This window comes from Xanthomonas sp. SS, from assembly GCF_014236835.1.
Lineage (GTDB): Bacteria > Pseudomonadota > Gammaproteobacteria > Xanthomonadales > Xanthomonadaceae > Xanthomonas_A.
In genome coordinates this window covers 4596810-4623125 of sequence record NZ_CP051190.1, presented here as the reverse complement: position 1 = coordinate 4623125, position 26316 = coordinate 4596810, and the positions used below count along the sequence as shown (strand labels likewise).

Here is a 26316-nt window from a genome sequence, read left to right as displayed (position 1 = left end):
AGAGCTTTCGCGCCGGTCGGCGCGAGTCACTTTTGTCTTGGCAAAAGTAACCAAAACCGCTCCCGCCCGACACGAGCCGGTGCGATACAGCCGCACCGGTGCCCTGCGCTCCTCGCGGCGAGCGGCACGGCGCCCAAACTCGCTTCGCTCAAACAGGGGCGCCTCTTCGGCCGCTCGCCACTGCGGTGCTCGGCTCGCTTTAAGGCGGGAAGTTTTAGGAGCGACAGCTCACGGCAACAGCAAGAGCAACAGCAATAGCTCAAGAGCGACAGCGAAAGGCTCGAAGCGGGAGCGAAGGCTGCATTCGAATGGAGGGCGAGGTGGCGGCTGTTCCTTCTCCCATCGGGACCATGGCCCCCTTTTCGGGGGAAGGTGCCCCGTAGGGGCGGATGAGGGTACGGGCGAAGCCTCGTGCGCCCAAACTCAGCGAGACGCTTCGCGCCGTACCCTCACCCCAACCCCTCTCCCGGGGGGAGAGGGGCTTCGATAGCGCAGACTTCGAGGGCTAACGCAGTCTCAGGAGATGGCGGACGCAGGAGCGCTGGCAAAAGAAAAGGGCGCGGCTTTGTGGCCGCGCCCTTGTTCTGCCCGAAGGCGGTTGCGCTCAGCGGCCGATGCGGGTGCTGAAGCGTGCGGCGTTGTCGGACGGGTCGGCGTCGGGCGAGGCCGAGCTGGCGCTGGCTTCGATCACGATGCTGCGGTCGGCCGGCAGCGGGCGGGTCGCCGTGGTCAGGGTGAATGCGGTGCTGGCGCCCGGCGCCAAGTCGGCGCGGGTGCTGCACTGGTATTGCGCGCTGCGCAGGCCGTGGGCCTGGCGCACGCACTGCCAGCCGCGCGGCGGCACCAGCAGCGACAGCACCGACAGGGTGTTGCCGCTGACGCTCAGGCTGGCGCGCTTGACCGGCGCATTGCCGTGGTTGACCAGGGCGATGCGGTAGTTGGCGCTGAACGCGATCAACGGCAGCGTAGCCGGGCCGTCGATGCGCAGCGCCAGGTTGCCGGCGGGCGCGGCCTGCACCGCCACCGCGGCGCTGGCGCCGTTATTGCCACCATTTGGGTCCTCGGTCTGCGAGGCGACCGAGGCGGCCAGGGTCAGCGTACGCCCGACCAGGTCGGCCGTGGCCGGCACCGCGATCTCGAAGCGCGGCGCGGCGCCGGCGGCGAGCTGCGTCGTGGTGCAGGTCACCACGGTCTGCGCGGCCACGTCCGGAGCGGCGCAGTCCCAGCCCGGGGCGGCGGTGACGGTCGGCGTTACCGCTGCGTCCAGGGCGAAGGCGACCGCGGCAAAGCGGGCCGCATCCGGGCCGGCGTTACCGGCTTCGACGCTGTAGCGGATGGTGTCGCCGGCGTAGACCGCGGCATTGGCCGCGTTCGCGGTCACGCTCAGGTCGGCGCGCTGCAGCGGCTTGAGCTTGAGCAGCACCACCGCCGGATCGTGGTCGGACAGCCGTGCCGGCGAGTTGGCGTCGTTGCGCGCGGTGGCTGGGAAGTCGGCGTTGAGCCGCGCGTGGCCTTCGCTCAGCGTCGCCACCTGCGCCGAGTTCATCAGCGCGCGGTTGGCCAGGATGTGATCCAGCGACTGTACGTTGCCGTCGTAGGCGTACGAATAGCTCTGGTCCGGCGTGGACAGCAGGGTCAGGTTGTACAGGTCCGGCGTGACCAGGTCGGCGCCGTCGCCGTCGACCACGGTCTGCGCGTCGGCCGACGGCAGGCCGGTCACCGTGCCCATCGCATCGACGTAGCCGTCGTTGAACTCGAAGGCGTTGAAGTCGCCCATCACCAGCAGCTGTTCGCCGGGATCGGCCGCTTGCCGCGCCTGCAGCAGGTTGGCCAGGAACACCGCCTGTGCCTGGCGCTTGGCGCGGATGCGCAGGCCGCTGGCGTCGTCGGTCTCTGCGCCGTTGAGCGAACGCTGGTGCACCTCGACCACGGTCAGCGGCAGCGTGCGGCCGTCGGCGAAATGCACGATCGCCTTGAGCAGCAGCGGCGGGCGGTCGTTGAGCAGGCTGCTGCCGCCGGCCGGCTCGGTCCAGGTGGTGGCCTTGCCTTCCTGGCTGACCGAGAGCACTTCGACGCGGGCGATGCCGGCACCGACCGCGCCGGTCTTGACCAGGAAGCCGACGTCGATGCCGCCAACGTCGTTGCCTTCCTGCAGGTACGCCACGTACTGCGGATCGGGCTGGCCGGCGGCCACCGCGTCGGCGTTGATGCGCGCGGCCAGGGTCTGCAGCACGCTCAGGTTTTCCACTTCCACCGTGCCCAGGATGTCGGGCGTGTTGAGGTAGTTGCGGATCGCCAGCGAGGCCTTGTTGAGCCGCGCCTGGTAGGCGGCTGCGGTCAGCACCGGTTCGCCGATCGCCGGGTCGTTCTGGTCGTCGAAGAAGCGCTCCATGTTGTAGGTGGCGACGTTGACGTCGTCGGCCTGCGGGGCCGGAGCCGGCTTGGGCTGGTCGGCGCCGTTGCATTGCACGGTCGGCGCGGTTTCCGGATAGATCGTGTAGCGGCGGAAGCTGTAGTCCAGCGGGCCGCTGACGCCGAGCACCACGCAGCCGCCGGCCACGTCGATGCGCTCGCCGCCGAGGCCGGCGCTGCCCACCGCGATCACCTGCGGGTTGGTGTTCCAGCGCGGCACGTCGGCCGGGGACCCGGCCGGCAGCGGGTCGGGCTGCTGCACGCCGGCGGTACGCCAGGCGCGCGGCAGGCCGGTGACCACGGCATGGAACACGCCGTTGCTGCTGGCGCTGGCGTTGGTCTCGTTGACGCTGCCGCCGGTGGGCGCGTTGACGGTCAGGCTGGGCACGGTGACGCGCATGCCCTCCAGGCGTTCGAGTTGGTCGTAGGCGCCGTTCGGGTCGGGGAAGCTGGTGGTCAGCGTCACCGCGGCCGGCAGCGGATTGCCGGTGGACTGCAGCAGTACGGTCGGGGTGCCCAACTCGGTCAGCGGCGGCTGGGTCGGGTCGGCGGTCGGCACGTACTCGAGCACGGTGGCCTGCACCCGCACCGCATTGCCCACCGCGGCCTCGGCCGGCGGCGCGCTGCCGGTGTAGACGTAGATGCCTTCGGAGGTCTGCGGATCGGCGTCGGCCTGGGCGTCGGGCGCCTGCAGGAAGAAGCCGGCGCTGCGCCGCGCGGTGACGATGCCGCTGGTGGCGACGATCTGTCCGACCAGCGGCGAACGCGCGCCGCTGCCCTGGATGCTGTGGATCGGCACCAGGTTGAAGTCGTCGTTGAGGATCACCCCGCTGGCGGTCAGCGTGGCCGGCAGGGCGCCGCTGATGCCGGTGATGTCGAGGTAGAAGGTCTCGTCGGGTTCGTTGGCGGTGTCGCCGTTGACCGGCACGCTGACCTGCGCGCTGCTTTCGCCGGCGGCAATGGTCACGTCGGTCGCGGCCACGGCCTGGTAGTCGCTGCCGGCGCTGGCGCTGCCGTCGCGGGTGGCGACGCGGAAGCTCACCCCGGCGCTGCCGGCCGGTTGGCTCAGGGCGATGGTGAACACGAACGCGGTGCTGCCGCTGTCGCCTTCGCCGCGGCTGATGTTGGCCATGCTGGCCACGGGCTGGTTGCCGCCGCCGCACAGGTTGGCGGCCGCGGCCGTATTGCGCGGGGTCGGCGCGCCGGTGGCGAAGTCGGCGTTGTTGTTGTCGCTGTCGCTGCAGCCGCCATTGCCGCGCAGCACCGCCAGGGTGTTGCTCGGCGCGGCGGTCGGCGCGCTGCCTTCGGCGCAGCTGGCGCTGCTGCCGTAGCCGACGAAATCGACGTTGCCGGCGGGGCAGGCGCCGCTCAGCGCGGTCGCCGCGTTGCTCAGCGCGATCTTGCCGGCGGTGCCGCTCATCGCGGTGGTGCCGGTGGCGTCCGGGGTCGGCAGGGCGGTGCTGCCGCCGCTGCCGTCGGCCTGCTTGACCAGGTAGTAGCCGCCGGCGGGGATGCTGCCGGCCAGCGTGGTGACCTGCCAGCTGCTGCCGGCGGCCGAGGCGTACTGCACCGACCAGCCGGCCAGGCTCACCGCCTGGTTGCCGTTGTTGTGCAGTTCGACGAAATCGCTCTTGTAGGTGGCGCCGCTGTTGCCGCCACCGCCATAGATCTGGCTGATGACGACCTGGGCCTGGCCGGTCCCGGCACAGGCAAGCGCGCACGACAACACTGCAGCACGAAGCAGCATGGTTCGCATGACGAAGACTCTCCCCAATCCTTGAAGACGCAAGTGACAGCGATGACGGACGACGCTCCCCAAAGCGCCGGCTCGATTCTGCCCGAGTTTGCCGCGCGCCGCTGACCGGGATGTGACAGGCGTCGCTGCGGTACCCTTGCCGGCCCCGGATCGCCGTCCCCCGCCCATGCCCGTCGAACAGAACCAGCGCCCGCTCGAAGCCGGCATCCATACCGACCTGGAAGGCCGCGTCACCTACGGCGGCTACCTGCGGCTGGATCAGCTGCTGTCCGCGCAGCAGCCGCTGTCGGACCCGCCGCACCACGACGAGATGCTGTTCATCATCCAGCACCAGACCTCCGAGTTGTGGCTGAAGCTGCTGGCGCACGAACTGCGCGCGGCGATCATGCACCTGCAGCGCGACGAGGTCTGGCAATGCCGCAAGGTGCTGGCGCGCAGCAAGCAGGTGCTGCGCCAGCTGACCGAGCAATGGTCGGTGCTGGAGACGCTGACCCCGTCCGAATACATGGGCTTCCGCGACGTGCTCGGCCCGGCCTCGGGCTTCCAGTCGCTGCAGTACCGCACCATCGAATTCCTGCTCGGCAACAAGAACGAACAGATGCTGCGCGTGTTCGGCCACGACCCGCACGGCCAGGCGGCATTGCAGGCGGTGTTGGAAGCGCCCAGCCTGTACGAGGAATTCCTGCGCTACCTGACCCGCTTCGGGCATGCGATTCCCGAGCAGTACCGGGCGCGCGACTGGCGCCAGCCGCACGTCAGCGATCCGCTGCTGCGGCCGGTGTTCGAGCGCATCTACGAGAACACCGACCGCTACTGGCGCGAATATGCGCTGTGCGAGGACCTGGTGGACCTGGAGACCCAGTTCCAGCTGTGGCGCTTCCGCCACATGCGCACGGTGATGCGGGTGATCGGCTTCAAGCGCGGCACCGGCGGCTCCAGCGGCGTGGGCTTCCTGCAGCAGGCGCTGGCGCTGACCTTCTTCCCGGAATTGTTCGAGGTGCGCACCTCGGTGGGGCTGCCGGACGGGCGCGACCTCGTGCCGGGACTCGGGACTCGGGACTCGGGACCCGATGGCGCGCCGCCGCTGTCCTAGCAGGCGCTTGGGTGCCGCTTTCACGCGATGCGCTCAGGTCGAGGAACGCCTGCGAGTCCCGAGCCCCCGGGTCCCCAGTCCCGACCCAATTTGACGCCAGCGCCAACTGTCGGTGATGCTCGCCCGTTCCCCGGCCCGGCCGGGAATCGCCCCAGCCCATACTGAATACGCAAGGGAACACCGCATGAGCGTTGACGACGTCGCGTCGCACCCCCCAGCCTCACCGCCGCAGCCGCCAGCGCAACCGCCCGAATTCAAGACCCTGCTGGGCCATCCACGGCCATTGTGGATGCTGTTCATGACAGAATTCTGGGAGCGCTTCGCGTTCTACGGGATTCGCTGGGCGCTGACCCTGTACATCGTGGCCGAGTTCTTCCAGGGCTCCGGCGCGGGCGAGGCCCCGGCCAACCGGCTGTACGGCGCCTACCTGGCGCTGGTCTACGCCTCGGCGCTGTTCGGCGGCTTCGTCGCCGACCGGCTGATCGGTTACCAGCGCTCGCTGTTGATCGGCGCGGTGGTCATGTCGGTGGGCCTGTTCCTGATCGCGGTGCCGAACGAAGAGGTGTTCAAGATCGGCCTGGCCACGATCATCGCCGGCAACGGCCTGTTCAAGCCGAACGTGTCGACCATGGTCGGCAAGCTGTATCCGCTCAACGATCCGCGCCGCGATTCGGGCTTCACCATCTTCTACATGGGCATCAACGCCGGCGGCTTCTTCGCGCCGATCCTGACCGGCCTGCTGGCCGACAAGCTGTTCGGCACCGAAGCGATGCCGGCCTACAAGTACGTGTTCATCGCCTCCGGCATCGGCATGCTGATCAGCCTGGTGTGGTTCTGGATCGGCCGCCGCCAGCTCGGCGCGGTCGGCCGGCCGCCGGCCGGCGGCGAGGGCATGGGGCGTACCATCGGCGTGCTGCTGGCGACGCTGGTGGTGATCCCGGTGGCCTACGGCCTGCTGCTGATCGATGCCGGCATCCTCGGCTGGATCCTCACCGCGCTGTTCGTGGCGCTGTGCGCGATGATCCTGGTCGAAGGCATCCGCGAGGGCCGCGTGCCGCGCGACCGTTCGATCGCGATGCTGATCGTGTTCGTGTTCAACGTGATGTTCTTCATGTTCTTCGAGCAGGCCGGCAGTTCGTTCAACTTCCTCGCGCAGAACATCGTCGAGCGCGACCTGGGCGGCTGGATGTTCCCGGTCGGCTGGTTCCAGTCGGTCAACACGCTGGCGATCCTGGTGCTGGGCCCGGTGTTCGTGTGGCTGTGGGTGGCGCTGAAGTCGTCCAACCCGTCGATCCCGCGCAAGTTCGGCCTGGGCCTGATCTTCAACGGCCTGGCCTTCGCGCTGCTGATGTTCGCCTTGTCCTCGCTGGTCGACGGTTCCGGCAAGATCCCGTTCTGGACCCTGTTCATGGTCTACGTGATCCAGACCGTGGGCGAGCTGTGCCTGTCGCCGATCGGCCTGTCGATGACCACCAAGCTGGCGCCGACCAAGGTGGTGGGCTTCGCGATGGGCGGCTGGTTCCTGTCCACCGCGATCGGCAACAACCTGTCCGGCATCTTCGCCGCGGGCGTCAGCGGCGAGACCGGCATGACCGTGGACTCGGCGCTGAAGGGCTACACTTTCGGCTTCTGGGCCCTGCTCGGCTCGGGTGTGTTGTTGTTCCTGATTGCACCGTTGATCAACAAGTTGATGCACGGTGTCAAATGACGTGAGGTAGATCGCAATGTCGAACAAGACGATCAAGACGATAGGCAGCGCGGCGGCGCTGATGCTGGCCCTGGGCGGCTGCAACAAGGCGCCTGCGCCGGAACCGGAACAGGTGCCGGCCAAGCCGCTGGACACCTCGGTGCAGAAGCCGCCGGTGGCCGATCCGAACCAGCCGGTGGCCTCGGGCAACACGCCCGCCGCTGCCGACGTGGCCGCCGCGGCGGCGTTGGGCGCGCAGTTCGATCCGAACCGCGATCCGGCCAACGACCTGGAAACGGCCGAAGTGGAAGCCAAGCGCGGCGGCAAGCGCATCCTGCTCGACGTGGGCGGCGAGTGGTGTTCGTGGTGCCACATCCTCGACGAGTTCATCGAGGGCGACGCCGAGGTGCGCAGTTTCCGCGACGCCAACTACGTGTGGGTCAAGGTCAACTACAGCGACGACAACAAGAACGAGGCGTTCCTGGCCCAGTACCCGAAGATCGAGGCCTATCCGCACCTGCTGGTGCTCGATGCCGACGGCAAGCTGCTGCACTCGCAGTTCACCGGCGAGCTGGAAAAGGGCAAGGGCTACGACCGCAAGAAGTTCTTCGACTTCCTCAAGCAGTGGGCGCCGCCGAAGACCTGAGCGCAGCGGCAGACTGCTGAAAGTCGCTCGATCCTGTAGGAGCGGCTTCAGCCGCGACAGGCTTTACCGATAGAGCCTGTCGCGGCTGAAGCCGCTCCTACAGGGACATGGCCTTGCGGCGCGCATGGTGCATTCCGGCAGCGCCGCATCGGCGCCACGCCCGCTGCGAACGGGCGCTGCGCCTCACTTGCCGGTCATGCTCGGCAGCCCCTCGGCCGCCAGGCGGTCGATCAGCCGGTTCAGCACGCGCTGCTCTTCCTCGCTGAACGGCGCCAGCAGGCGGCGCTCGCATTCCAGCACCATCGGCGCGATCACCTGGTAGACCTCCACCCCTGCCTCGGACAGGTGCAGCACCGAGCGGCGGCGGTCGTCGCCATGGGTCTCGCGCTGGATGAAGCCGCGTTCCAGCAAGCGTGCCACCGCGCGGCTCACCGCCACCTTGTCCATCGCGGTGCGCTCGGATACCTCGCCGGCCGACAGCCCCGGGTACAGCGCCAGCACCGCCATCACCCGCCATTCGGTCACCGCCATGCCGTAGCGCTCGCCGTAGACGCGGGCGATATTGCTGCTGATCCGGTTGGACAGCACGCTGATGCGGTAAGGCAGGAACTGCTCCAGGTCGAGCGAAGGCTGCTCGGGAGCGGGCGGGGCGGCGGAAGCGATCGACGTCATGTTGCATTGCACCTTGCTGGTGGTTTCATTTGTAACTATAACGGAGGAGACTACTGTCCATTCTCGCGAGTCTGGCGTCCATCCGCATCCGAAATTTCGGTCGGCCGCTGCCCGCGTCCTCCAGGAGACGAGCCATGAGTGCACAACCGCAGTATCCGTCCCAGCCGGCCAACCTGGGCATGCAGGTCACCACCTTCGAGAACCCGATGGGCATCGACGGCTTCGAGTTCGTCGAGTTCGCCGCGCCAGCCGGGCAGGGCGAGCGGTTGCACGCCTATTTCCGCAGCATGGGCTTCAGCGCGGTGCTGCGCCATCGTAGCCGCGCGATCACCGTGTACCGGCAGGGCGGGGTCAACTTCCTGGTCAACGAGGACCCGGATTCGTTCGCCGCCGACTTCGCCGCCGCGCATGGTCCCTGCGCCTGCGGTTTCGCGATCCGCTTCCGGCATCCGGCCGACGAGGTCTTCGCCAAGGTGCTGGAGAACGGCGGCGAAGCCATCGCCGACAAGGCCGACACCCGCGCGGTGCCGGCGCCGGTGGTCAAGGGCATCGGCGACTGCATGCTGTACCTGGTCGACCGCTATGGCGAAAAGGGTTCGGTCTACGCCGAGTTCGAGCCGGTGCCGGGCGCCGAGCCGCATCCGGCCGGCTTCGGCCTGACCTTCATCGACCACCTGACCCACAACCTGTACTTCGGCAACATGCAGCGCTGGTCGGACTACTACGAGCGCCTGTTCAACTTCCGCGAGATCCGCTACTTCGACATCAAGGGCGCCAAGACCGGGCTGACCTCCAAGGCGATGACCGCGCCGGACGGCGTGGTGCGGATCCCGCTCAACGAATCATCCGATCCGAAGAGTCAGATCAACGAATACCTGGACGCCTACCACGGCGAAGGCATCCAGCACATCGCCTGCTTCACCGACGACATCTACGAAACCGTGGAGCGGATGCGCGCGGCCGGCGTGGAGTTCCTGGATACCCCGGACGCGTACTTCGAAGTGATCGACCAGCGCATTCCCGACCACGGCGAAGACGTGGCGCGGCTGGCCAGGAACAAGATCCTGATCGATGCCGATCAGGAGACCAAGCAGCGCAAGCTGCTGCAGATCTTCACCCAGAACTGCATCGGCCCGATCTTCTTCGAGATCATCCAGCGCAAGGGCAACGAAGGCTTCGGCGAAGGCAACTTCCAGGCGCTGTTCGAGAGCATCGAGCGCGACCAGATGAAGCGCGGCGTGCTCTGACGCGATACTGCGGCGGATGCCGATAAGCGCTTGAGCCCCTCTCCCATCGGGAGAGGGGTTGGGGTGAGGGTACGGTGGCTCAATGAGAGTCAAACCGCCGCTCCCCACCTCAACACTGGAAAACGCACGCCTGCTGCGCCGGACCATGACCGACGCCGAACACAAACTGTGGAGTTGCCTGAGAGGCGGCCAGTTGCAAGGCTTCAAGTTCCGGCGCCAATATCCCATTCCTCCCTATGTCGCTGATTTTTGCTGTGTGGCGTTGAAGTTGATCGTCGCTTGATGGCTCGCAACATAGCGCGCCTGGCGATGCCACAAGAACACGTTGGCTTGAGTCGCAAGGATGGCGAGTCGTCCGCTTCTGGAACAACGATGTGCTGCTGTCGACGGATGCAGTGATCCAGGCAATTTGCCACGTTACGGCGGCGCCGTACCCTCACCCCAACCCCTCTCCCGATGGGAGAGGGGCTTGATTTCGAAGGCCTAAGTGCATGCATGACAATGATCGCTACATGTCCGGCTTCGGCAACGAATTCGCCACCGAAGCCGTGCCAGGCGCGTTGCCGGTCGGGCAGAATTCGCCGCAGCGCGTGGCCCATGGCCTGTACGCCGAGCAACTGTCGGGCACCGCGTTCACCGCGCCGCGCGGCGTCAACCGGCGCAGCTGGTTGTACCGGATCCGCCCGGCGGCGCTGCACGGCAGCTTTGCCGCGTACACCCAGGCCGGCGATTTCCACAACGACTTCAATGCCGGGCCGGTGTCGCCGGACCAACTGCGCTGGAGTCCGTTGCCGCTGCCACAGACCCCGGTGGATTTCGTCGATGGCCTGTACACCATGGCCGGCAACGGCTCGGCCGAGGCGCAGCACGGCGTGGCGGTGCATCTGTACGCGGCCAACGCGTCGATGCAAGGCCGCTTCTTCTACGACGCCGACGCCGAACTGCTGATCGTGCCGCAACTCGGGCGGCTGCAGCTGTGCACCGAACTGGGAACGCTGGAGCTGGAACCGCAGGAGATCGCGGTGATCCCGCGCGGCGTGCGCTTCCGCGTCGCGCTGCTCGACGGAGAGGCGCGCGGCTACGTGTGCGAGAACTTCGGCGCGCTGCTGCGCTTGCCCGACCTGGGGCCGATCGGCGCCAACGGGCTGGCCAATCCGCGCGATTTCCTCACCCCGGTGGCCGCCTACGAGGAAGAGGAAGGCGACTTTGCGCTGATCGCCAAGTTCCAGGGCCATCTGTGGCAGGCGCCGATCGCGCATTCGCCGCTGGACGTGGTCGCCTGGCACGGCAACTACGCGCCGTACAAGTACGATCTGCGCCGCTTCAACACGATCGGCTCGATCAGCTTCGATCACCCCGACCCGAGCATCTTCACCGTGCTCACCGCGCCCAGCGATACGCCGGGCACCGCCAACCTGGATTTTGCGATCTTCCCGCCGCGCTGGCTGGTGGCGCAGCACACGTTCCGGCCGCCGTGGTTCCACCGCAACGTGGCCAGCGAATTCATGGGCCTGGTGCACGGCGTCTACGACGCCAAGGCCGAAGGCTTCGCGCCCGGCGGCGCCTCGCTGCATAACTGCATGAGCGGGCATGGCCCGGACGCGGCGACCTTCGACAAGGCCTCGCAGGCGGACCTGTCGCGGCCGGACGTGATCGCCGACACCATGGCCTTCATGTTCGAGACCCGCGCGGTGCTGCGCCCGACCGCGCAGGCGTTGGCGGCTGCGCATCGCCAGCGCGATTACCAACAGTGCTGGCAGGGTTTGCGGCGCAATTTCCGCGCGCCCTGAGCGCCGCGGCGCGCGGCATCCAGCCCGCGCCGCCCAGGGGCAGCACCTACGGCAGCGGGCTCAGGCCGCTTCCAGCGAGGCGTGCAGCGGCGTCGGCAGCACTTCCAGCAGGCGCTCGCGGATGCGCTGCGCATAGCGCTCGGAGGTCATCTCCGGCATCGCGCGCAGCGCGTCGGCGATCGCCTGCAGCGTGGCGACATCCTCGCGCGCCTCGCGCAACCGCTGCTGCAGCGGACGCGAGGCGGGGTGACGCTGCAGTTGCAGCAGATCCAGCAGGTACATGCGCGCGTTGAGCAGCGCGCGGCGCGGATCCACGGGCGCCGCGACGGCTGGCGCTGGCGGTGCTGCAGCCGGCGGCGGGGCGGCGACGCGGCCGTCGTCCAGATAGCCCTGCTGCAACAGCGCCTGCACGATCGCCGCGGCATTGCTGCCGCCCAGCGCGGCCAGTTCCTCGACGCTGCGTTGGCCGTCGGCCAGGATCAGGACACGGCGCTGGCGCATGTCCAGCGGCGCGGCGTGGGATTGCAGTGCCGCGAGGGCGAGGGCGGTCTTGCGCGGGTGCATGGCAGTGGTGCCGGAAGGGAAGAAGCTTGGCGGTCGGCGGTGAAACACTGATGACAGGCGGTGCGCGTCGCCTGTTGGAGGCGAGTTCGTACGGCGCGACGCGATGGGGCTCTGACGCAGCCACTGCCACTGCGAGCGATGGCGATGAGATGACGGGCCTGCATCGCGATTCCGCAACGCCAGTCAGTGCATGCGCACGGCGCGCGCGCTAGCCTATGCGCTGCTCTTGCGAGGAACTGCGATGAAGCCGACCCTGCCTGCCGCTGCATTGCTGCTGTTCGCGCTGAGCGCCTGCGACAAGGCGCCGCCGCCGCAACCGACTTCGACCCCTGCGGCCGGCACGGCGGACGACGGCGGCCTGCCGCCGCCGGCGCTGGATCAGCCCGACACCGACGTGCCCCCGGCGCAGGCCCCCGCGGCGGCGATGCCGCCGGAGATGGCCCCGGCCGAGCGCCAGCTGGCTCGCGACGACGGCTATGGCGACCTGCGCCTGGGCGTGAGCGCGGCGCAGGCGCGCGCGTCCTGGGGCGGTGAACTCGATGGGCAGCCCGGCGAAGCGGGCGGCTGCTACGTCCTCAGGCCGCGCTGGGTCAAGGGCAGCAACGACTTCGGCCTGATGTTCGAGGCCGACAAGCTGGTCCGCTACGACGTGCGCACCGCCAAGGAAACCGCGCCGGGCGGCGGCAAGGTCGGCATGGACCTGGCGCAATTGCGCACGCTGTACGCCGGACGCGTGGAAGAGCAGCCGCACAAATACGTCGAAGGCGGCAAGGTGCTGCGTATCCGCAGCGGTGCAGACCACCCTGGCGTGCTGGTGTTCGAGACCGACGCCGCGGGCAAAGCGACCTCTTGGCGCGTCGGCCTGCCGCCGCAGGTGGACTACGTCGAAGGCTGCGGCTAGCGCGGGCGTCAAGCCGGTTGTCAGCGCGCAGGGCAGTTACGTACTGGGCATGCCCGCTGCATAAAGATCAACTCGTGCAGGTCGCTGCAGGGAATGCCATGTACCTATTGGACATCAGCGAGAGCTACTCGGAAATTTTCTGGTTCAAATACGACCAGAAGCTCTCGCCCGACCACCTGCTGTTCATCAGTGGCGAAACGCAATCGACGATTGCTGCCACTCCGACCTTCAGAAACAACAAGAAAGTAAGCAGGTCACGCTTGCTGGCGTTCGATCTCCTCCAAAGCGACACGCTCGAATTCGTCAGCCAGGCAACGGCTGAGGTGTTGCGCCAATATCCTGATGACGTCCAATTGTTTCCAGCCGACGTCTACCTCAAAGAGGAAAGGCTGGAGGGCTTCTACGTCTTCAATGTGATCCAGACGTTGCCCTGCATCGACCTCGAACACTCCCAGCATGCCCCCATGTTCGGCTTTATGCCTGATGGGCCACTGAGATTCTCAACGCTTCAGAGTCTGCCGCCTGCGGCTTTGGCTGGTCACCACATCGTCCGGGCCAAGGAAAGCTCGCAGCGCATTTTCGTTTCCCAGCAGCTAAAGCAGCAATGCGAGGCGTCCGGGCTTGGAGGCTTGCGATTTGTGGACTGCTCCAACGGTATTCGGGTGTGAGACAAGTGGGGCGAGTTCGTTGATAAAAGGGTCTCGTCGCCCTTTTTGTTTCCTTCAGGAACTCGGCCGCGATCTGCACCGGCTCGCCGATCCGCAGGCTTTTGCGGGTGCAGCGGTGGCGGTCGCGATCCACGCCGCCGGCACCCGGTTCCGCTGACGAAACCCGCCTGGCCAGCCAGCCGTTTCCCGCCCGGTCGCCACGATGACAGCTACATCATCCGCGCTGCGCATAGAATCGCGCATCGTAATGGCGAGGGGATGGGCGATGGCGAGCGCGATCGGCTTGGTGCTGGTGGGACTGCTGCTGCTGGCCTTGGGCGGCGACTCGATCGTCAAGGCGGCGTCGGGGCTGGCGCAACGCTTCGGTGCCTCACCGTTCGTCGCCGGCCTGCTGCTGGTGGCGTTCGGGACCTCGTTGCCGGAACTGGCGGTCAATGCGCGCGCCTACATGGTCGGCGCGCAGGACCTGGCGCTGGGCAATGCGGTCGGCAGCAACATCGCCAACCTCGGCCTGACCCTGGCCTTGGCCGCGTTGGCGGCACCGCTGCTGGTGCGCACGCGGATGCTGGCGCCATTGCTGCTGGTGCTGGCGGTAGCGACGCTGGCGCTGATCGGATTCGGCCTGGATGGGGCGATCTCGCGACTGGAAGGCGTGCTGCTGTTGCTGGGCTTCGTCGGCGTGGTGGTGTTCCTGCTGCGCCGCGCCCGCGGCGAGGATGCGGCGCGCCAGCTCGGCCTGTCCGGCTATGCGGTGACCCGCACCGCGCTCGGCCTGAACCTGCTGCGTCTGCTGATCGCGATCGTGCTGCTGTATTTCGGCGCCAAGCTCGTGGTCGATGCGGCGCCGCGGCTCGGCGCCGCCTGGGGCCTGTCGCCGCTGCTGGTTGGCCTGTTGCCGGTGGCGATCGGCACCGCGCTGCCGGAAGCCGCCGCCGCGATCGCCGCCGCGCGCCGCGGGCAGGGCGACATGGTGGTCGGGCATGTGCTCGGCTCCAGCCTGTTCAATCTGCTGGTGGTGATCGGCGGCATGGCGGCGTTGCGCCCGCTACCGTTGCCGGCCTCGTTCGTGCGCCTGGAGCTGCCGGCGGCGGTGGCGCTGAGCGTGGTGCTGTATCCGATGCTGCGCGGCGACATGCGCATCAGCCGCGGCGAAGGCGCGGTGCTGCTGGTCGCGTTCCTGGCCTGGGTCGGGCTGGAAGTGGTGCTGGTGGGGTGAGACGCGGCTGGAGCCCGCCATGCAGACGCTGCCACCTGTAGGAGCGGCTTCAGCCGCGACCGGGCGTTACCGGTAAGGTCCGGTCGCGGCTGAAGCCGCTCCTACAGGGCTGTGCCCTCGTCGTCCTGCTGCGCTGGCGGCGGCAGCCCTTCCTGGTCGGCATGGTCGCGGCTGTCGGGTACCTGCGGCCGCTGTTCCATCATCAGCGACAGCGCCGCCTTGGCCATCATGTGCGCGCTGATCGGCGCGGTGATGAACAGGAACGCGGTGATCAGCAGTTCGCGCGGTTGCGGGTCCTGGCCCAGGAACAGGTGGTAGCCGACCGAGGCCAGCAGCACGCAGCCCACGCCCAGGGTGCTGGCCTTGGTCGGCGCGTGCAGGCGCTTGAAGAAGTCCGACAGCTTCACCAGCCCCAGCGCGCCGAGCAGGATGAAGAAGCAGCCGACGATCAGCAGCAGCGACAGCCCGACCTGCAGCAGCCCGATCATTCGACGATGTCCCGGCGCAGCACGTACTTGCTCAGCACCACGGTGCTGCCGAAGCCGAGCATGGCGATGACCAGCGCCGCTTCGAAGTACACAGGCGAATCCAGGTACATGCCGAACAGCATCAGCTCGGCGATCGCGGTCACCGACAGCGTATCCAGCGCCAGGATGCGGTCGGGCACGGTCGGTCCGCGCAGCAGCCGCCACAGCGCCAGCAGCATCGCTAATGCCACCACGTGCATGCATACGGCGATGGTGCCCTCGATGAACATGTGGCCGGTCATGGGAAGATCTCCATCAGGGGCGCTTCGTAGCGCGTCTTGATCTGCCGGATCACGGTCTCGGCATCGTCCAGGTGCAGCACGTGCACCAACAGGTATTTGCGGTCGTCCGACAGCGCCGCCGACACCGTGCCCGGGGTCAGCGTGATCATGCTGGTCAGCGCGGCGATGCCATGGATATTGGCGATGTCCAGCGGCACCCAGATGAAGCCGGGGTGGATCCGCGATTCCGGGCCCAGCACCTGCAGCGCCACCACCACGTTGGAGCGCACGATGTCCCAGGCGACCACGCACAGCATCTTCGGCACCGAGCGCAGCGAGCCGATGCGCGCGAACTCGCGGTCCAGGCGCGCGGCGAACAGCGGCACCGCCACGCCCAGCACCGCGCCCAGCAGCAGCTGACCCAGGCCGAAGCTGTCGCTCATCAACAGCCAGAACACGGTGACGGTGACGCTCAGCGGCCAGGACGGAAACAGGCGGCGCAACCAGGGACGGCGCATGTCAGGGCTCCCGCAGCGCTGGCGCGGTCGCGCGCAGCTGGGTGGCGTAATCGGCCGGACGCAGCAACTGCGCCGCGGCCGCCTCGGTATAGCGCAGCGTCGGCCCGGCGGCGACCGTCATCGCCACGCCGTAGCCGAGCAGCAGCAGCGTCGCGGCGGTTTCCAGCGGCCGTGCGCGCGCCTTGCGCGGCTGCGGCAGCGGCAGCTGTTCTAGGCTGTCATCGTCGATGCGCTGGTCGCCCGGCACGCGCCAGAACAGGCGCACGCCGGCGCGGGTCAGGCCCATGATCACCATCAGGCTGCTGAGCAGCACTGCGGCCCACACCGGGCCGGCGTTGGCTGCGGGCGTTGCACTGAGGATCGCGACCTTGGCCAGGAATCCGGACAGCGGCGGCAACCCCGCCACCGACACCGCGGCGATCAGGAACAGCACGCCGGGCACGGTCTTGCCCGGCAGCGGAGCGATCACTTCCTTGCGGTCGCTGGCGTCGCCGCGGCGTCGCCGGATCAGGTCGGCGACCAGGAACAGCGCCGCGGCGACGAAGCTGCTGTGCGCCAGGTAGTACAGGCCGGCGCCGAGCGTGCCCGGCGCGTCCAGCGCGAAAGCGATGAACAGCGTCGCCGCCGACACGATCACCAGGTAGCCGACCAGCACCCGCAGGCGCACCGCGGCCAGCACCCCGAGCGCGGCCAGCAGCAGCGTGCCGATGCCCAGCCACAGCAGCCAATCGCGGCCGTAGCCGTCCAACGCCTGCGCCTGGTTGCCCAGGATCAGCGTGCTCACCCGCAGCACCGCGTACAGCCCGACCTTGGTCATGATCACGAACAGCGCCGCCACCGGCGCCGGCGCGCGCGCATAGGTTTCCGGCAGCCACAGGTACAGTGGCAGCAGCGCGGCCTTGGCGCAGAACACCAGCAGCAACAGGCCGAAGCTGGCCTTGATCAGGCGCAGGTTCTCCGGCGGCGCCTGCGCGATGCGCTGCGACAGCTCGGCCATGTTCAACGAGCCGAGCAGCGCGTACAGCAGACCCAGGGCGATCAGGAACAACGTGGAGGAGGTGACGTTGAACACCACGTAGTGGAAGCCCACGCGCAGGCGCAGGCCGCGCCCGCCGCTGAGCAGCAGGCCGTAGGAGGCAATCAGCATCACCTCGAAGAACACGAACAGGTTGAACGCGTCGCCGGTCAGGAACGCGCCGTTGAGCCCGACCAGCTGGAACTGGAACAGCGCATGGAAGTGCGGCGCGCGCCGGTCCCAACCGGCGCAGGCGTGCAGCAGGCAGGCCGCGGCGAGCAGGGTGGTGGTCAACAGCATCCACGCCGACAGGCGGTCAGCCATCAGCGCGATGCCCAGCCGCGACGGCCAGTCGCCGAGCAGGTAGACCTGCACCTGGCCGTCGCCGGCGCGCACGAACAGCACGATCACCGCCGCCGCCAGCGCCGCCATCGCGGTCCAGGCCACCGCGCGGCGCACGTGGCGCCCGTAGCGGCGGTGCTCCACGAACAGCGACAGGGCCGCGCCCAGCAGCGGGATCAGGATCGGCAGGATCACCAGATGGTTCATAGCGCGCTGCCGCCGTCGTGATCGACGCGCGCATCGACGTGGTCGCTGCGGTTGTCGCCGCGGCTGCGCATCGCCAGCACGATGCTGACCGCGGTCATCGCGAAGGCGATCACGATCGCGGTCAGTACCAGCGCCTGCGGCAGCGGGTCGGTGTAGTCGGCCAGGGTCGGCGCGACGCCGTCGCGCAGTACCGGCGCCTTGCCTTGCACCAGCCGCCCGCCAGCGAAGATCAGCAGGTTGGTGGCATAGGACAGCACGGTCATGCCCAGGATCACGTCGAAGCTGCGCGCGCGCAGCAGCAGGTACACGCCGACCGCGGTCAGCACGCCGATCGCGCTCGCCAATGCCAGTTCCATCAGCGCATCTCCCCGGTACGGGCCGAACGTTGCGCCGGATCGATCTCGCCGCGCTGCGACTCGCGCGTGCGCGAGGGTTTGATCGTGCCCATCATCGACAAGGTCAGCATGGTGCCGCCGAACACGACCAGGTACACGCCGGTATCGAAGCCCAGCGCGCTGGCCAGCGGGATGTCGCCGATCAGCGGCACGTAGAGGTCGTAGTGGCCGCTGGTCAGGAACGGCACCCCGAACAGCATCGAGGCCATGCCGCTGAGCGCGGCCAGCAACAGGCCCAGGCCGATGCAGCGGATGTAGTCGAAGCCGAAGCGCGATTCCACCGAGGCCGCGCCCTGGATCACGTACTGGATCAGCAGCGGCACCGCCAGCACCAGGCCGGCGATGAAGCCGCCGCCGGGCGCGTTGTGGCCGCGCAGGAACAGGAAGATCGACACGGTGAGGGTCAGCGGGAACATCAGCTGCGCCAGGTCGGCCGGCACCGGCAGCTTGATCGGCGGCCCCGGCATCACTTTTTCCGGCGCCATCCGCGCGCGCCGCAGCAGCGCGTGCACCACCAGCGCGGCGATGCCGAACACGGTGATCTCGCCGAACGTATCGAAACCGCGGAAATCGACCAGGATCACGTTGACCACGTTGCGCCCATAGGCCTGCGGCAGCGCGCGCTGCAACAGCTCGCCGGCCATCGTCGCCGCCGGCCGGGTCATCACCGAATACGCCAGCAAGGCCATGCCGGTGCCGGCGGCGATCGCCAGCGCCGCATCGCGCAGCTTGCGCCAGCGCTGCGGCTCCACCGGCGAGGCCTTGGGCAGGTAGTTCATCGCCAGCAGCATCAGCACCAGGGTGACCATCTCCACCAGCAATTGGGTCAGCGCCAGGTCCGGCGCCGACAGGAACACGAACACCAGGCTCACGCCCAGGCCGCTGCCGCCGATCACCAGCACCGCCAGCAGCCGCTGCCGGTACAAAAACAGCGTCGCCAGCGCGCAGCTGACGATCAGCAGCCACAGCGCCCAGCCCAGCAGCGGCATCGGCTGCGGCGCCGGCCACTGGCTCCACAGCGGCGGCGCGGCGACGAACGGCGCCGCCGCGACCACCACCGCGCTCAGCAGCAGCCAGCGCAGGCTGCGCTGCAGGCTGCCGTTGGTCAGCAGGCGGGTGAAGCGCGCGGCGATGCCGAATAGCGCGTCCACCTGCCAGTGGAACACGCGCTTGCCCAGCGAGCGGCGCACTTCGGTATACAGCGCGGTCAGCCGGCGCAGGCCGAAATACAGCGCCACGCCGCCGACCACGCCGGCGAAGCTCATCGCCAGCGGCGCGTTCCAGCCGTGCCACACCGCCAGGCTGTAGGCGGGCAGCGCGTCGCCGAGGATCGAGCGCGCGGCGGTGCGCAGCACCGGCGCCACGGTCAGCGCCGGTATCACGCCGACCGCCACGCACAGCAGCACCAGGATGTCCACCGGGATTCTCATCCAGCGCGGCGGCTCGTGCGGCATCGCCTCCAGCTGCCGCGGCCCGCTGCCGAAAAACGTCTCGTAGACGAAGCGCAGACTGTAGGCGACGCCGAACACGCCGGCCAGCAGCGCCGCGGTGGCGGTGAACACGCGCATCGCCGCCGGGCCGCCGGCATCCAGCGCCTGCGCGAAGAACATCTCTTTCGACAGGAAGCCGTTGAGCAGCGGGATGCCGGCCATCGACAGCGAGGCGATGATCGCCAGCGCGCTGGTGAACGGCATCCAGCGGCGCAGGTTGCCGAGCCGGCGCATGTCGCGGGTATGCGTCTCGTGGTCGATGATGCCGGCGGCCATGAACAGCGAGGCCTTGAACACCGCGTGGTTGAGGATGTGGAACACCCCGGCCACCACCGCCATCGGCGTGGACAGCCCGAACAGCATGGTGATCAGGCCCAGGTGCGAGATCGTCGAATACGCGAGCAGGCCTTTCAGGTCGTGCTGGAAGATCGCCAGCCAGGCGCCGGCCAGCAGGGTGACCGCGCCGATGCCGCTGACCGTGTAGAAGAACAGGTCGCTGCCGGCCAGCGCCGGATGCAGCCGCGCCAGCAGGAATACGCCGGCCTTGACCATCGTCGCCGAGTGCAGATACGCCGACACCGGCGTCGGCGCGGCCATTGCATGCGGCAGCCAGAAATGGAACGGGAACTGCGCGCTCTTGGTGAAGATGCCGAGCAGGATCAGCCCCAGCGCCCACGGATACAGCGCGCTGGCGCGGATCGCATCGCCGGCGGCGAGCACCGCATCGAGCTGGTAGCTGCCGACGATGCGCCCCAGCAGCAGCACGCCGCCGAGCAGCGCCAGGCCGCCGCCGCCGGTGATCACCAGCGCCATGCGCGCTCCGTCGCGCGCATCCTTGCGATGCGACCAGAACCCGATCAGCAGGAACGAGCTGATGCTGGTCAGTTCCCAGAACACCATCAGCAACAGCAGATTGCCGGCGATCACCATGCCCAGCATCGCGCCCATGAACAGCAGCAGGTAGCCGTAGAAGCGCGCCGCGTTCTCGCGCGCGCTGAGGTAGTAGTGCGCGTACATCACCACCAGCGCGCCGATCGCCAGCACCAGCCCGGCGAACATCCACGCCAGCCCGTCCAGGCGCAGCGAGAACTGCAGTCCGATCTGCGGCAGCCAGGCGTGGTCGGCGCGCACGATGCCGCCGCCGAGCACGGTCGGGGTCAGCGTGCCGAGCACGATCAGCCCGGCCAACGGCGCCGCCGCGGCGACCCAGGCCAGCGTGGCGCGCGAACGGTGGCGCAGGGCGATGACGGCCGCCGCCATCAGGAATGGCAAGGCCAGCAGGATGTCCAGAACGGGGATCATGCAGGGAATACGAGATTCGCGAGCAGGTGCCTGAGTGTAACAGGCGCTTCCCGGCGCTGGCCTGCGATGGTGGTCGGCGCATGCAAGGTCATCGCTGCACGATAGCGCAGGCCGGGTGAGGCGCTTGCGAGCGCGCGGCGGCCACGGGATTGGGCGTGGCGGCGTGCGCTCGCTATGCTTGCGCGATGACCGATGCGCCTCCTGTCACCGCTGCCGCCTCCCCGGCGCTTACGCCCACGACGGGAGCGCGCGTGGCGCTGCTGTTCGGCGGCAGCGGCCAGATCGGCGAGCGCCTGCTGCACGGCCTGCTGGCCGCCGGCTGGCAGGTGCATGCGTTCTCGCGCACGCCGCAAGCGCCGCGCGACGGCCTGCACTGGCATCTGGGCGAATTGAGCCAGCTGCAGGCGCCGCCGGTGCAGGCCGAGGCGATCTTCAGCTGCGGCCCGCTGGATGCGTTCGCCGACTGGTACCGGCGCACGCCGTTGCGCGCTTCGCGCGTGGTCGCGTTCGGTTCCACCAGCCTGGAGGTCAAGCGCGATTCGCTGGACGCCGCCGAACGCGACGTCGCCCGGCGCCTGCGCGAGGCCGAGGCCGCCCTGTTCGCCGCTGCGGCCGAACGCGGCGCCGCGGTGACCGTGCTGCGCCCGACGCTCGTCTACGGCGCCGGCCGCGACCGCACGCTGAGCGCGATCGCCACGCTGGCGCGGCGCAGCGGCTGGTTCGTGCTGCCGCGCAGCGCGCGCGGCCTGCGCCAGCCGGTGCATGTGCAGGACCTGGCCGATGCGGCGCTGGCGGTGCTGGCGCATCCGGCCACGCATGGCCGCAGCTATGCGCTGGGCGGCGGCGAAGTGCTCAGCTACCGCGAGATGGTGCGGCGGGTGCTGGCCGCGCTGCAGCCGCCGGCGCGGCTGCTGTCGCTGCCGCATGCCGTGTTCGCGCTGGCCCTGCGCATCGCCCATGCCGGCGGCCGCCTGCGCGGCATGAACCGCGCCGCGCTGCAGCGCATGGGCGAGGACCTGGTGTTCGATCTGGCGCCGGCGCAGCGCGATTTCGGCTACGCGCCGCGCGCCTTCGCCCCGGATGCGGCGATGCTGGGCGAGCCGCGCTGAGGCGCAGGCGGCAGGCCCGGCGGCAGGTTCAGTAGCGCCAGCCCATGCGCCGATAGAGCTTGGCCAGCACCCACGCCGGCCCGATCAGCAGGTACACCAGGTCGGTCAGGAAGCTGGGCTTGTGGCCTTCCAGCTTGTGCCCGACGAACTGCGCGATCCAGGCCGCCACGAACACGCCGATGGCCAGCCACAGCAGGCCGTGCAGGCCCAGCCGCGCCTCCAGCAGCCGGCACAGGCAACCGCAGAAGAAGAACGCGGCCAGCATGCCGTAGCCCAGCGGCCGCGACAGCCGGTTGTAGAACATCCACGCCGCGAACATGCCCAGTGCCGCCCACAGCCCGCTCTGGAACCAGCTGCCGCCGACCGGGATGCACCACAGCAGCGCCACCACCGACCACAGGATCGCCGGTACCGCCAGCACATGGATGCGCTGGTTGGCGACATTGCGGTGATCGTCGGAATAGCTGGCGAAATAGCGGTCGATCGGGCGCGCGTAGGCGGTGGTATCCATCGTCCCTCCCAGGAGTCGGGCCAGGATAGCGCCATCGGCGCGGCGATGCGGAGACAGCGGCCGCGCCGGCGCAGGCGCTTGCCTGGGCCGTGTCTGTTGGCCTCCGTCGGGCCATCGTGCGGCGGTCGAATCGGCACAACGCAAAAAAAGCCCATCGTCGGCACAATATCGACCGCGCTGTCACGTCTGCAACAGCATGAGCCCATCGAATCCAGCGCCCGAGACCGACCGCGCCATCGCCGCGACGGTCCTGCGCGAGCGCTCCAGGCTCGGCAACTTCATCCGCCGTCGCGTGCTCGACCGCGCCGAGGCCGAGGACATCCTGCAGGATGTGCTCTCCGAGTTCGTGCAGGCCTACCGGCTTCCCGCGCCGATCGAGCAGGCCAGCGCCTGGCTGTTCCAGGTCGCGCGCAACCGCATCATCGACCGCTTCCGCAAGCGCCGGGCGCAGCCGCCGGACAGACATCTCGACGAGGGCGCCGACGTTGCCGACGACGACGACACGCTACGCCTGGATCTGGCGCTGCCGGCGCCTGGCGGCGGGCCGGACGCCGCCTATGCGCGCACGCGCTTGCTGCTGGCCTTGCAGCAGGCGCTGGACGAATTGCCGGAAAACCAGAGCGAGGTGTTCGTGGCCCACGAGTTCGAGGGCCGCAGTTTCAAGCAGATGGCCGCCGACAGCGGCGTCGCGATCAACACCTTGTTGGCGCGCAAGCGCTACGCCGTGCTTTACCTGCGCGCGCGCCTGCAAACGGCTTACGACGAACTCGAATTCTGAAGGAGTGAACAAGATGGCATTCAAAGCGAGATATCTGGGCAAGGCGGTGTTCGTGCTGGCGGCGCTGGCCGTCCTCGGCGCGGTGGTCATGCTGCTGTGGAATGCGGTCGTGCCAGTGGCAGTGAGTGGCGCGAACCCGATCGACTATCCGCATGCGCTGGGATTGCTGGTGCTCAGCCGCATTCTGTTCGGCGGATTCCGCGGGCACGGTGGCTGGCACAGGCACCGCCACTGGGAGAAATGGCAGGCGATGACGCCGGAAGAGCGCGAGCAGTTCAAGCACGCCATGCACCGCCGCCGGCACCGGGGCGAACGCCAGTGAAGCCACTGCACGATGCGATGACGGTGTGCCGGCAGGCGCCGGGCGCGGTGCGGCCGAGCGTCGACTTGGCGCGCTGCGAGGGCAAGGGCGAGTGCGTCGCGGTGTGCCCGGAGCAGGTGTTCGAACTGCGCCGCATCGACGCGCCCGACTATCGCCGCCTGGGCCTGCTGCACCGGTTCAAGCTGCGCGTGCACGGCATGCGCGTGGCCTATGCGCCGAACGCCGACGCCTGCCGTGGCTGCAGCCTGTGCGTGGCCGCCTGCCCGGAGCATGCGATCACGCTGCGCCGCGGGGAGCCGGCATGAGCGCGGCGGCCGCGGCGTCCCCGCCGGGTTTCAGCGGCTACCAGAAGGCGGTGGCGGGCATGCTGGCGTTCCTGCAGTTCGCCGTCATCCTCGACTTCATGCTGATGTCGCCGCTGGGCGCGACGATCATGCCGGCGCTGCGCATCGGCCCGGCCCAGTTCGGGCTGGTGGTCTCCGCGTATGCGTTCAGCGCCGCCATTTCCGGACTGCTGACCGCCGGCTTCGCCGACCGCTTCGACCGCAAGAGGATCCTGCTGTTCTTCTACGCCGGCTTCATCGTCGGCACCGCGTGGTGCGGCCTGGCGCAGAGCTTCCACAGCCTGCTGCTGGCGCGCATCGTCACCGGCCTGTTCGGCGGCGTGATCGGCTCGGTGGTGCTGGCCATCGCCGCCGACCTGTTCCCCGCGCAGCAGCGCGGGCGGGTGATGGGCCTGATCCAGACCGCCTTCGCGGCCAGCCAGGTGCTGGGCATCCCCATCGGCCTGTCCCTGTCCAACCGTTGGGACTGGCATGCGCCGTTCCTGGCGATGGCCGGGCTCGGCCTGCTCGCCGGCCTGGTCGTGGCCTGGCGGCTGCAGCCGGTCACCGACCACCTGCATGCGCCGCGCGAACACGGCGCATGGCGGCACCTGCTGCACACCTTCGCCGTGCCGCGACACCTGCCCGCGTTCGCGGCGACCGCGCTGTTGAGCATCGGCGGCTTCATGCTGATGCCGTTCGGCAGCGCCTTCATCGTCGGCAACCTCGGCATCGACCTGCACAGCCTGCCCACCATCTACCTGATCACCGGACTGTGCGCGATCGTGTTCGGCCCGATGATCGGGCGCGCGACCGACAGCTTCGGCATCCTGCGCGTGTTCACCTTCGGCACGCTCGCCTCGATCGTCATGGTGCTGGTCTACACCAACCTGGTGCGGGCGTCGCTGCCGCTGCTGATCGTGGTCAACGTGCTGCTGTTCGCGGCGATCTTCTCGCGCATGATCCCGTTCCAGGCGCTGGCCGCCTCGGTGCCGTCGGTGGCGCAGCGCGGCGCCTTCAACGCCATCGGCGCCTCCGTGCAGCAACTGTCCGGCGGCCTGGCATCGCTGATCGCCGGGCACATCGTCAGCATCGGCGCCGACGGCAGGCTGCAGCACTTCGAGGTCGTCGGCTATGTAGTGGTCGCGGTGTCCCTGGTCGCCTGGTTCCTGCTCCGCGGGCTGCAGCGCGACATGCAGCGCGAGTCGAGCATGCCGCGAACCGCCACAGGCTGAGGCACCGCGGCAGTCAGGGTGCCGTGCGCTCTGGGCGCTGGCCGGTGTACCGCTGCACGTGGCGCGGCGGCGCGGCGCGATCGTCTGCGGCGCATGCGCCCGGCATCAGCAATGCGCCGGCAGAGGCCAGGCCGTGCAGTACGGGAGAATGAAGCAGAGCGCACGGCGTCATGGCGGCCTCTGCGGGATGGACCGCGTCTGCACGGCGAGCGTGCAGGTTGCATGCACCGGAGCGGGCTGCAGGCTGCGCCGGTAGTGCGCGTACGGGTGCACGTCCGGGAGGGCCTGCAGGAAACGCCAGGCCCCACCGTTCCAGCGCGTCCGCTGGATCGTCAGTCGATCGAAATCCCCGCCAGCCGCTGCAGCGCTTCGGCGTACTTGGCGCGGGTGCGGTCGATCACGTCCTGCGGCAGGCTGGGGCCGGGTGCGGTCTTGCCCCAGTCCAGCGTCTCCAGGTAGTCGCGCACGAACTGCTTGTCGTAGCTCGGCGGGCTGGTGCCCACTTCGTACTCGTCGGCCGGCCAGTAGCGCGAGGAATCCGGGGTCAGCATCTCGTCCATGATGTACAGGCGGCCGTCGGCGTCGGTGCCGAACTCGAACTTGGTGTCGGCCAGCAGGATGCCGCGCTCGGCGGCGAAGTCGGCGGCGAAGCGGTAGATGCGCAGCGTGGCGTCGCGCACGCGCTCGGCCAGCTCGGCGCCGACGGTCTTGACCATCGCGTCGAAGTCGATGTTCTCGTCGTGGTCGCCGACCGCGGCCTTGGTCGAAGGGGTGAAGATCGGCTCGGCCAGTTTCTCGGCCTGGCGCAGGCCGTCGGGCAGCTCGATGCCGCTGACCTTGCCGGTGCGCTGGTAGTCCTTCCAGCCGCTGCCGATCAGGTAGCCGCGGGCGATCGCTTCCACCGGCACCGGCTTGAGCTTCTTGGTCACCACCGCGCGCCGGGCGTACAGCGCCGCGTCCACACCGGCGGGCAGCACCGCGGCCACATCGATGCCGGTCAGGTGGTTGGGCATCAGGTGCTCGGTCTTCTTGAACCAGAAGTTGGAGACCTGGCACAGCATCTCGCCCTTGCCGGGAATCGGGTCGGGCAGCACCACGTCGAACGCGGACAGGCGGTCGGTGGCGACCATCAGCAGGTAGTCCCCGGGCGGGGCGTCGGCAGGCAGGCGGTCGCGGGGGATATCGAATACGTCGCGGACCTTGCCCCGGTGACGCAACGGCAGGCCGGGCAGATCGGATTGCAACAGCGTGGTGGACACAGGCACTCCTACGGACTTCGCAATGGCGGCTGTCCCGGGACCCGGCGGGCCCGCGGCTCGACAGCGGGCCGCGTAGTGTACGGCCGGAAAGCCCCGCTGTGCCGTAAAAT

The 26316-nt window shown here is 68.8% G+C and carries 25 protein-coding genes and 1 pseudogene; 15 read left to right on the top strand and 11 right to left on the bottom strand.

Features of this window, described 5'->3' with window-relative positions:
* Positions 1-604: 604 nt before the first annotated feature.
* Complete coding sequence (locus HEP74_RS19560; protein ID WP_185814277.1) at positions 605-4168, bottom strand: lamin tail domain-containing protein; 3564 nt, start codon at positions 4166-4168, stop codon at positions 605-607.
* A gap of 166 nt (positions 4169-4334) precedes the next feature.
* On the opposite strand from HEP74_RS19560, the gene HEP74_RS19555 reads away from it, so the two are divergent.
* The 3 genes from HEP74_RS19555 (at position 4335) to HEP74_RS19545 (ending at position 7594) form a co-directional block, all read left to right on the top strand.
* Complete coding sequence (locus tag HEP74_RS19555) at positions 4335-5261, top strand: tryptophan 2,3-dioxygenase (protein WP_185814276.1); 927 nt, start codon at positions 4335-4337, stop codon at positions 5259-5261.
* 184 nt (positions 5262-5445) lie between these two features.
* Complete coding sequence (locus HEP74_RS19550) at positions 5446-6969, top strand: peptide MFS transporter (RefSeq protein WP_185814275.1); 1524 nt, start codon at positions 5446-5448, stop codon at positions 6967-6969.
* A 16-nt stretch (positions 6970-6985) separates the two neighbouring features.
* A complete protein-coding gene (locus HEP74_RS19545) occupies positions 6986-7594 on the top strand; it encodes a thioredoxin family protein (RefSeq protein WP_185814274.1) in 609 nt (202 codons plus the stop codon).
* Positions 7595-7777: 183 nt separating this feature from the next.
* Here the strand turns inward: HEP74_RS19545 and HEP74_RS19540 are convergent, their stop codons facing one another.
* Positions 7778-8266: a MarR family winged helix-turn-helix transcriptional regulator gene (locus tag HEP74_RS19540; protein WP_185814273.1), complete on the bottom strand. Its 489-nt coding sequence runs from the start codon at positions 8264-8266 to the stop codon at positions 7778-7780.
* 134 nt (positions 8267-8400) lie between these two features.
* Between HEP74_RS19540 and hppD the strand changes: the two genes are divergently transcribed.
* From hppD to hmgA, 4 genes and pseudogenes are all read left to right on the top strand, one after another.
* Positions 8401-9513 carry a 4-hydroxyphenylpyruvate dioxygenase family protein gene (gene hppD / locus HEP74_RS19535; RefSeq protein WP_524540753.1) on the top strand — a complete coding sequence of 371 codons (1113 nt, stop codon included), beginning with the start codon at positions 8401-8403 and terminating at the stop codon, positions 9511-9513.
* Between the two features lie 82 nt (positions 9514-9595).
* Positions 9596-9796 (top strand): endonuclease domain-containing protein, encoded by a 201-nt coding sequence (locus HEP74_RS21975; protein WP_255427802.1) that lies wholly within the window; start codon positions 9596-9598, stop codon positions 9794-9796.
* A gap of 55 nt (positions 9797-9851) precedes the next feature.
* A pseudogene (locus HEP74_RS21970) lies at positions 9852-9986 on the top strand (DUF559 domain-containing protein); the annotation flags it as partial.
* An 18-nt stretch (positions 9987-10004) separates the two neighbouring features.
* The gene (gene hmgA, locus HEP74_RS19525) at positions 10005-11303 is read left to right on the top strand and encodes a homogentisate 1,2-dioxygenase (protein WP_185814272.1); all 1299 of its coding nucleotides are present in this window, start codon (positions 10005-10007) and stop codon (positions 11301-11303) included.
* A gap of 60 nt (positions 11304-11363) precedes the next feature.
* Here the strand turns inward: hmgA and HEP74_RS19520 are convergent, their stop codons facing one another.
* Positions 11364-11867, bottom strand: coding sequence for a hypothetical protein (locus tag HEP74_RS19520; protein ID WP_185814271.1), 504 nt, complete (start codon positions 11865-11867; stop codon positions 11364-11366).
* Between the two features lie 241 nt (positions 11868-12108).
* Here HEP74_RS19520 and HEP74_RS19515 point away from each other — a divergent pair, with 241 nt between their 5' ends.
* From HEP74_RS19515 to HEP74_RS19505, 3 genes are all read left to right on the top strand, one after another.
* Positions 12109-12768, top strand: coding sequence for a lectin (locus tag HEP74_RS19515; protein ID WP_185814270.1), 660 nt, complete (start codon positions 12109-12111; stop codon positions 12766-12768).
* 98 nt (positions 12769-12866) lie between these two features.
* A complete protein-coding gene (locus HEP74_RS19510; RefSeq protein WP_185814269.1) occupies positions 12867-13436 on the top strand; it encodes an imm11 family protein in 570 nt (189 codons plus the stop codon).
* Between the two features lie 265 nt (positions 13437-13701).
* A complete protein-coding gene (locus HEP74_RS19505) occupies positions 13702-14652 on the top strand; it encodes a calcium/sodium antiporter (protein ID WP_185814268.1) in 951 nt (316 codons plus the stop codon).
* A 101-nt stretch (positions 14653-14753) separates the two neighbouring features.
* On the opposite strand, the gene HEP74_RS19500 is transcribed toward HEP74_RS19505, so the two are convergent.
* The 6 genes from HEP74_RS19500 to HEP74_RS19475 are packed head-to-tail and all read right to left on the bottom strand — an operon-like array spanning position 14754 to position 20669.
* Positions 14754-15140 carry a Na+/H+ antiporter subunit G gene (locus tag HEP74_RS19500; RefSeq protein WP_185814267.1) on the bottom strand — a complete coding sequence of 129 codons (387 nt, stop codon included), beginning with the start codon at positions 15138-15140 and terminating at the stop codon, positions 14754-14756.
* Positions 15137-15421, bottom strand: coding sequence for a K+/H+ antiporter subunit F (locus tag HEP74_RS19495; RefSeq protein ID WP_145704729.1), 285 nt, complete (start codon positions 15419-15421; stop codon positions 15137-15139). The genes HEP74_RS19500 and HEP74_RS19495 overlap by 4 nt, the downstream gene beginning before the upstream one ends.
* Positions 15418-15918, bottom strand: a complete 501-nt coding sequence (locus HEP74_RS19490) for a Na+/H+ antiporter subunit E (protein ID WP_185814266.1) — start codon at positions 15916-15918, stop codon at positions 15418-15420. The genes HEP74_RS19495 and HEP74_RS19490 overlap by 4 nt, the downstream gene beginning before the upstream one ends.
* Position 15919: 1 nt before the next feature.
* Entirely contained in the window at positions 15920-17482 is a 1563-nt protein-coding gene (locus HEP74_RS19485; protein ID WP_185814265.1) for a monovalent cation/H+ antiporter subunit D, read from the bottom strand.
* Positions 17479-17838: a Na+/H+ antiporter subunit C gene (locus tag HEP74_RS19480; protein WP_185814264.1), complete on the bottom strand. Its 360-nt coding sequence runs from the start codon at positions 17836-17838 to the stop codon at positions 17479-17481. Before HEP74_RS19480 ends, HEP74_RS19485 begins: the two co-directional genes overlap by 4 nt.
* Positions 17838-20669 carry a monovalent cation/H+ antiporter subunit A gene (locus HEP74_RS19475; RefSeq protein ID WP_185814263.1) on the bottom strand — a complete coding sequence of 944 codons (2832 nt, stop codon included), beginning with the start codon at positions 20667-20669 and terminating at the stop codon, positions 17838-17840. Before HEP74_RS19475 ends, HEP74_RS19480 begins: the two co-directional genes overlap by 1 nt.
* Positions 20670-20854: 185 nt before the next feature.
* On the opposite strand from HEP74_RS19475, the gene HEP74_RS19470 reads away from it, so the two are divergent.
* Positions 20855-21778 carry an SDR family oxidoreductase gene (locus tag HEP74_RS19470; protein ID WP_255427801.1) on the top strand — a complete coding sequence of 308 codons (924 nt, stop codon included), beginning with the start codon at positions 20855-20857 and terminating at the stop codon, positions 21776-21778.
* A 28-nt stretch (positions 21779-21806) separates the two neighbouring features.
* Here the strand turns inward: HEP74_RS19470 and HEP74_RS19465 are convergent, their stop codons facing one another.
* On the bottom strand, positions 21807-22289 hold the full coding sequence (locus HEP74_RS19465; RefSeq protein WP_185814261.1) for an Mpo1 family 2-hydroxy fatty acid dioxygenase: 483 nt from the start codon (positions 22287-22289) through the stop codon (positions 21807-21809).
* 196 nt (positions 22290-22485) lie between these two features.
* On the opposite strand from HEP74_RS19465, the gene HEP74_RS19460 reads away from it, so the two are divergent.
* From HEP74_RS19460 to HEP74_RS19445, 4 genes are read left to right on the top strand one after another with little or no spacing between them, the layout of a single operon-like run.
* The gene (locus HEP74_RS19460) at positions 22486-23067 is read left to right on the top strand and encodes an RNA polymerase sigma factor (protein ID WP_185814260.1); all 582 of its coding nucleotides are present in this window, start codon (positions 22486-22488) and stop codon (positions 23065-23067) included.
* A 4-nt stretch (positions 23068-23071) separates the two neighbouring features.
* Entirely contained in the window at positions 23072-23389 is a 318-nt protein-coding gene (locus HEP74_RS19455) for a hypothetical protein (protein ID WP_221893139.1), read from the top strand.
* Complete coding sequence (locus tag HEP74_RS19450) at positions 23386-23694, top strand: 4Fe-4S dicluster domain-containing protein (RefSeq protein ID WP_221893138.1); 309 nt, start codon at positions 23386-23388, stop codon at positions 23692-23694. Before HEP74_RS19455 ends, HEP74_RS19450 begins: the two co-directional genes overlap by 4 nt.
* Positions 23691-24947 carry an MFS transporter gene (locus HEP74_RS19445; protein WP_185814259.1) on the top strand — a complete coding sequence of 419 codons (1257 nt, stop codon included), beginning with the start codon at positions 23691-23693 and terminating at the stop codon, positions 24945-24947. Before HEP74_RS19450 ends, HEP74_RS19445 begins: the two co-directional genes overlap by 4 nt.
* A 332-nt stretch (positions 24948-25279) precedes the next feature.
* On the opposite strand, the gene HEP74_RS19440 is transcribed toward HEP74_RS19445, so the two are convergent.
* Positions 25280-26206 carry a phosphoribosylaminoimidazolesuccinocarboxamide synthase gene (locus HEP74_RS19440; protein WP_185814258.1) on the bottom strand — a complete coding sequence of 309 codons (927 nt, stop codon included), beginning with the start codon at positions 26204-26206 and terminating at the stop codon, positions 25280-25282.
* Positions 26207-26316 lie beyond the last annotated feature (110 nt).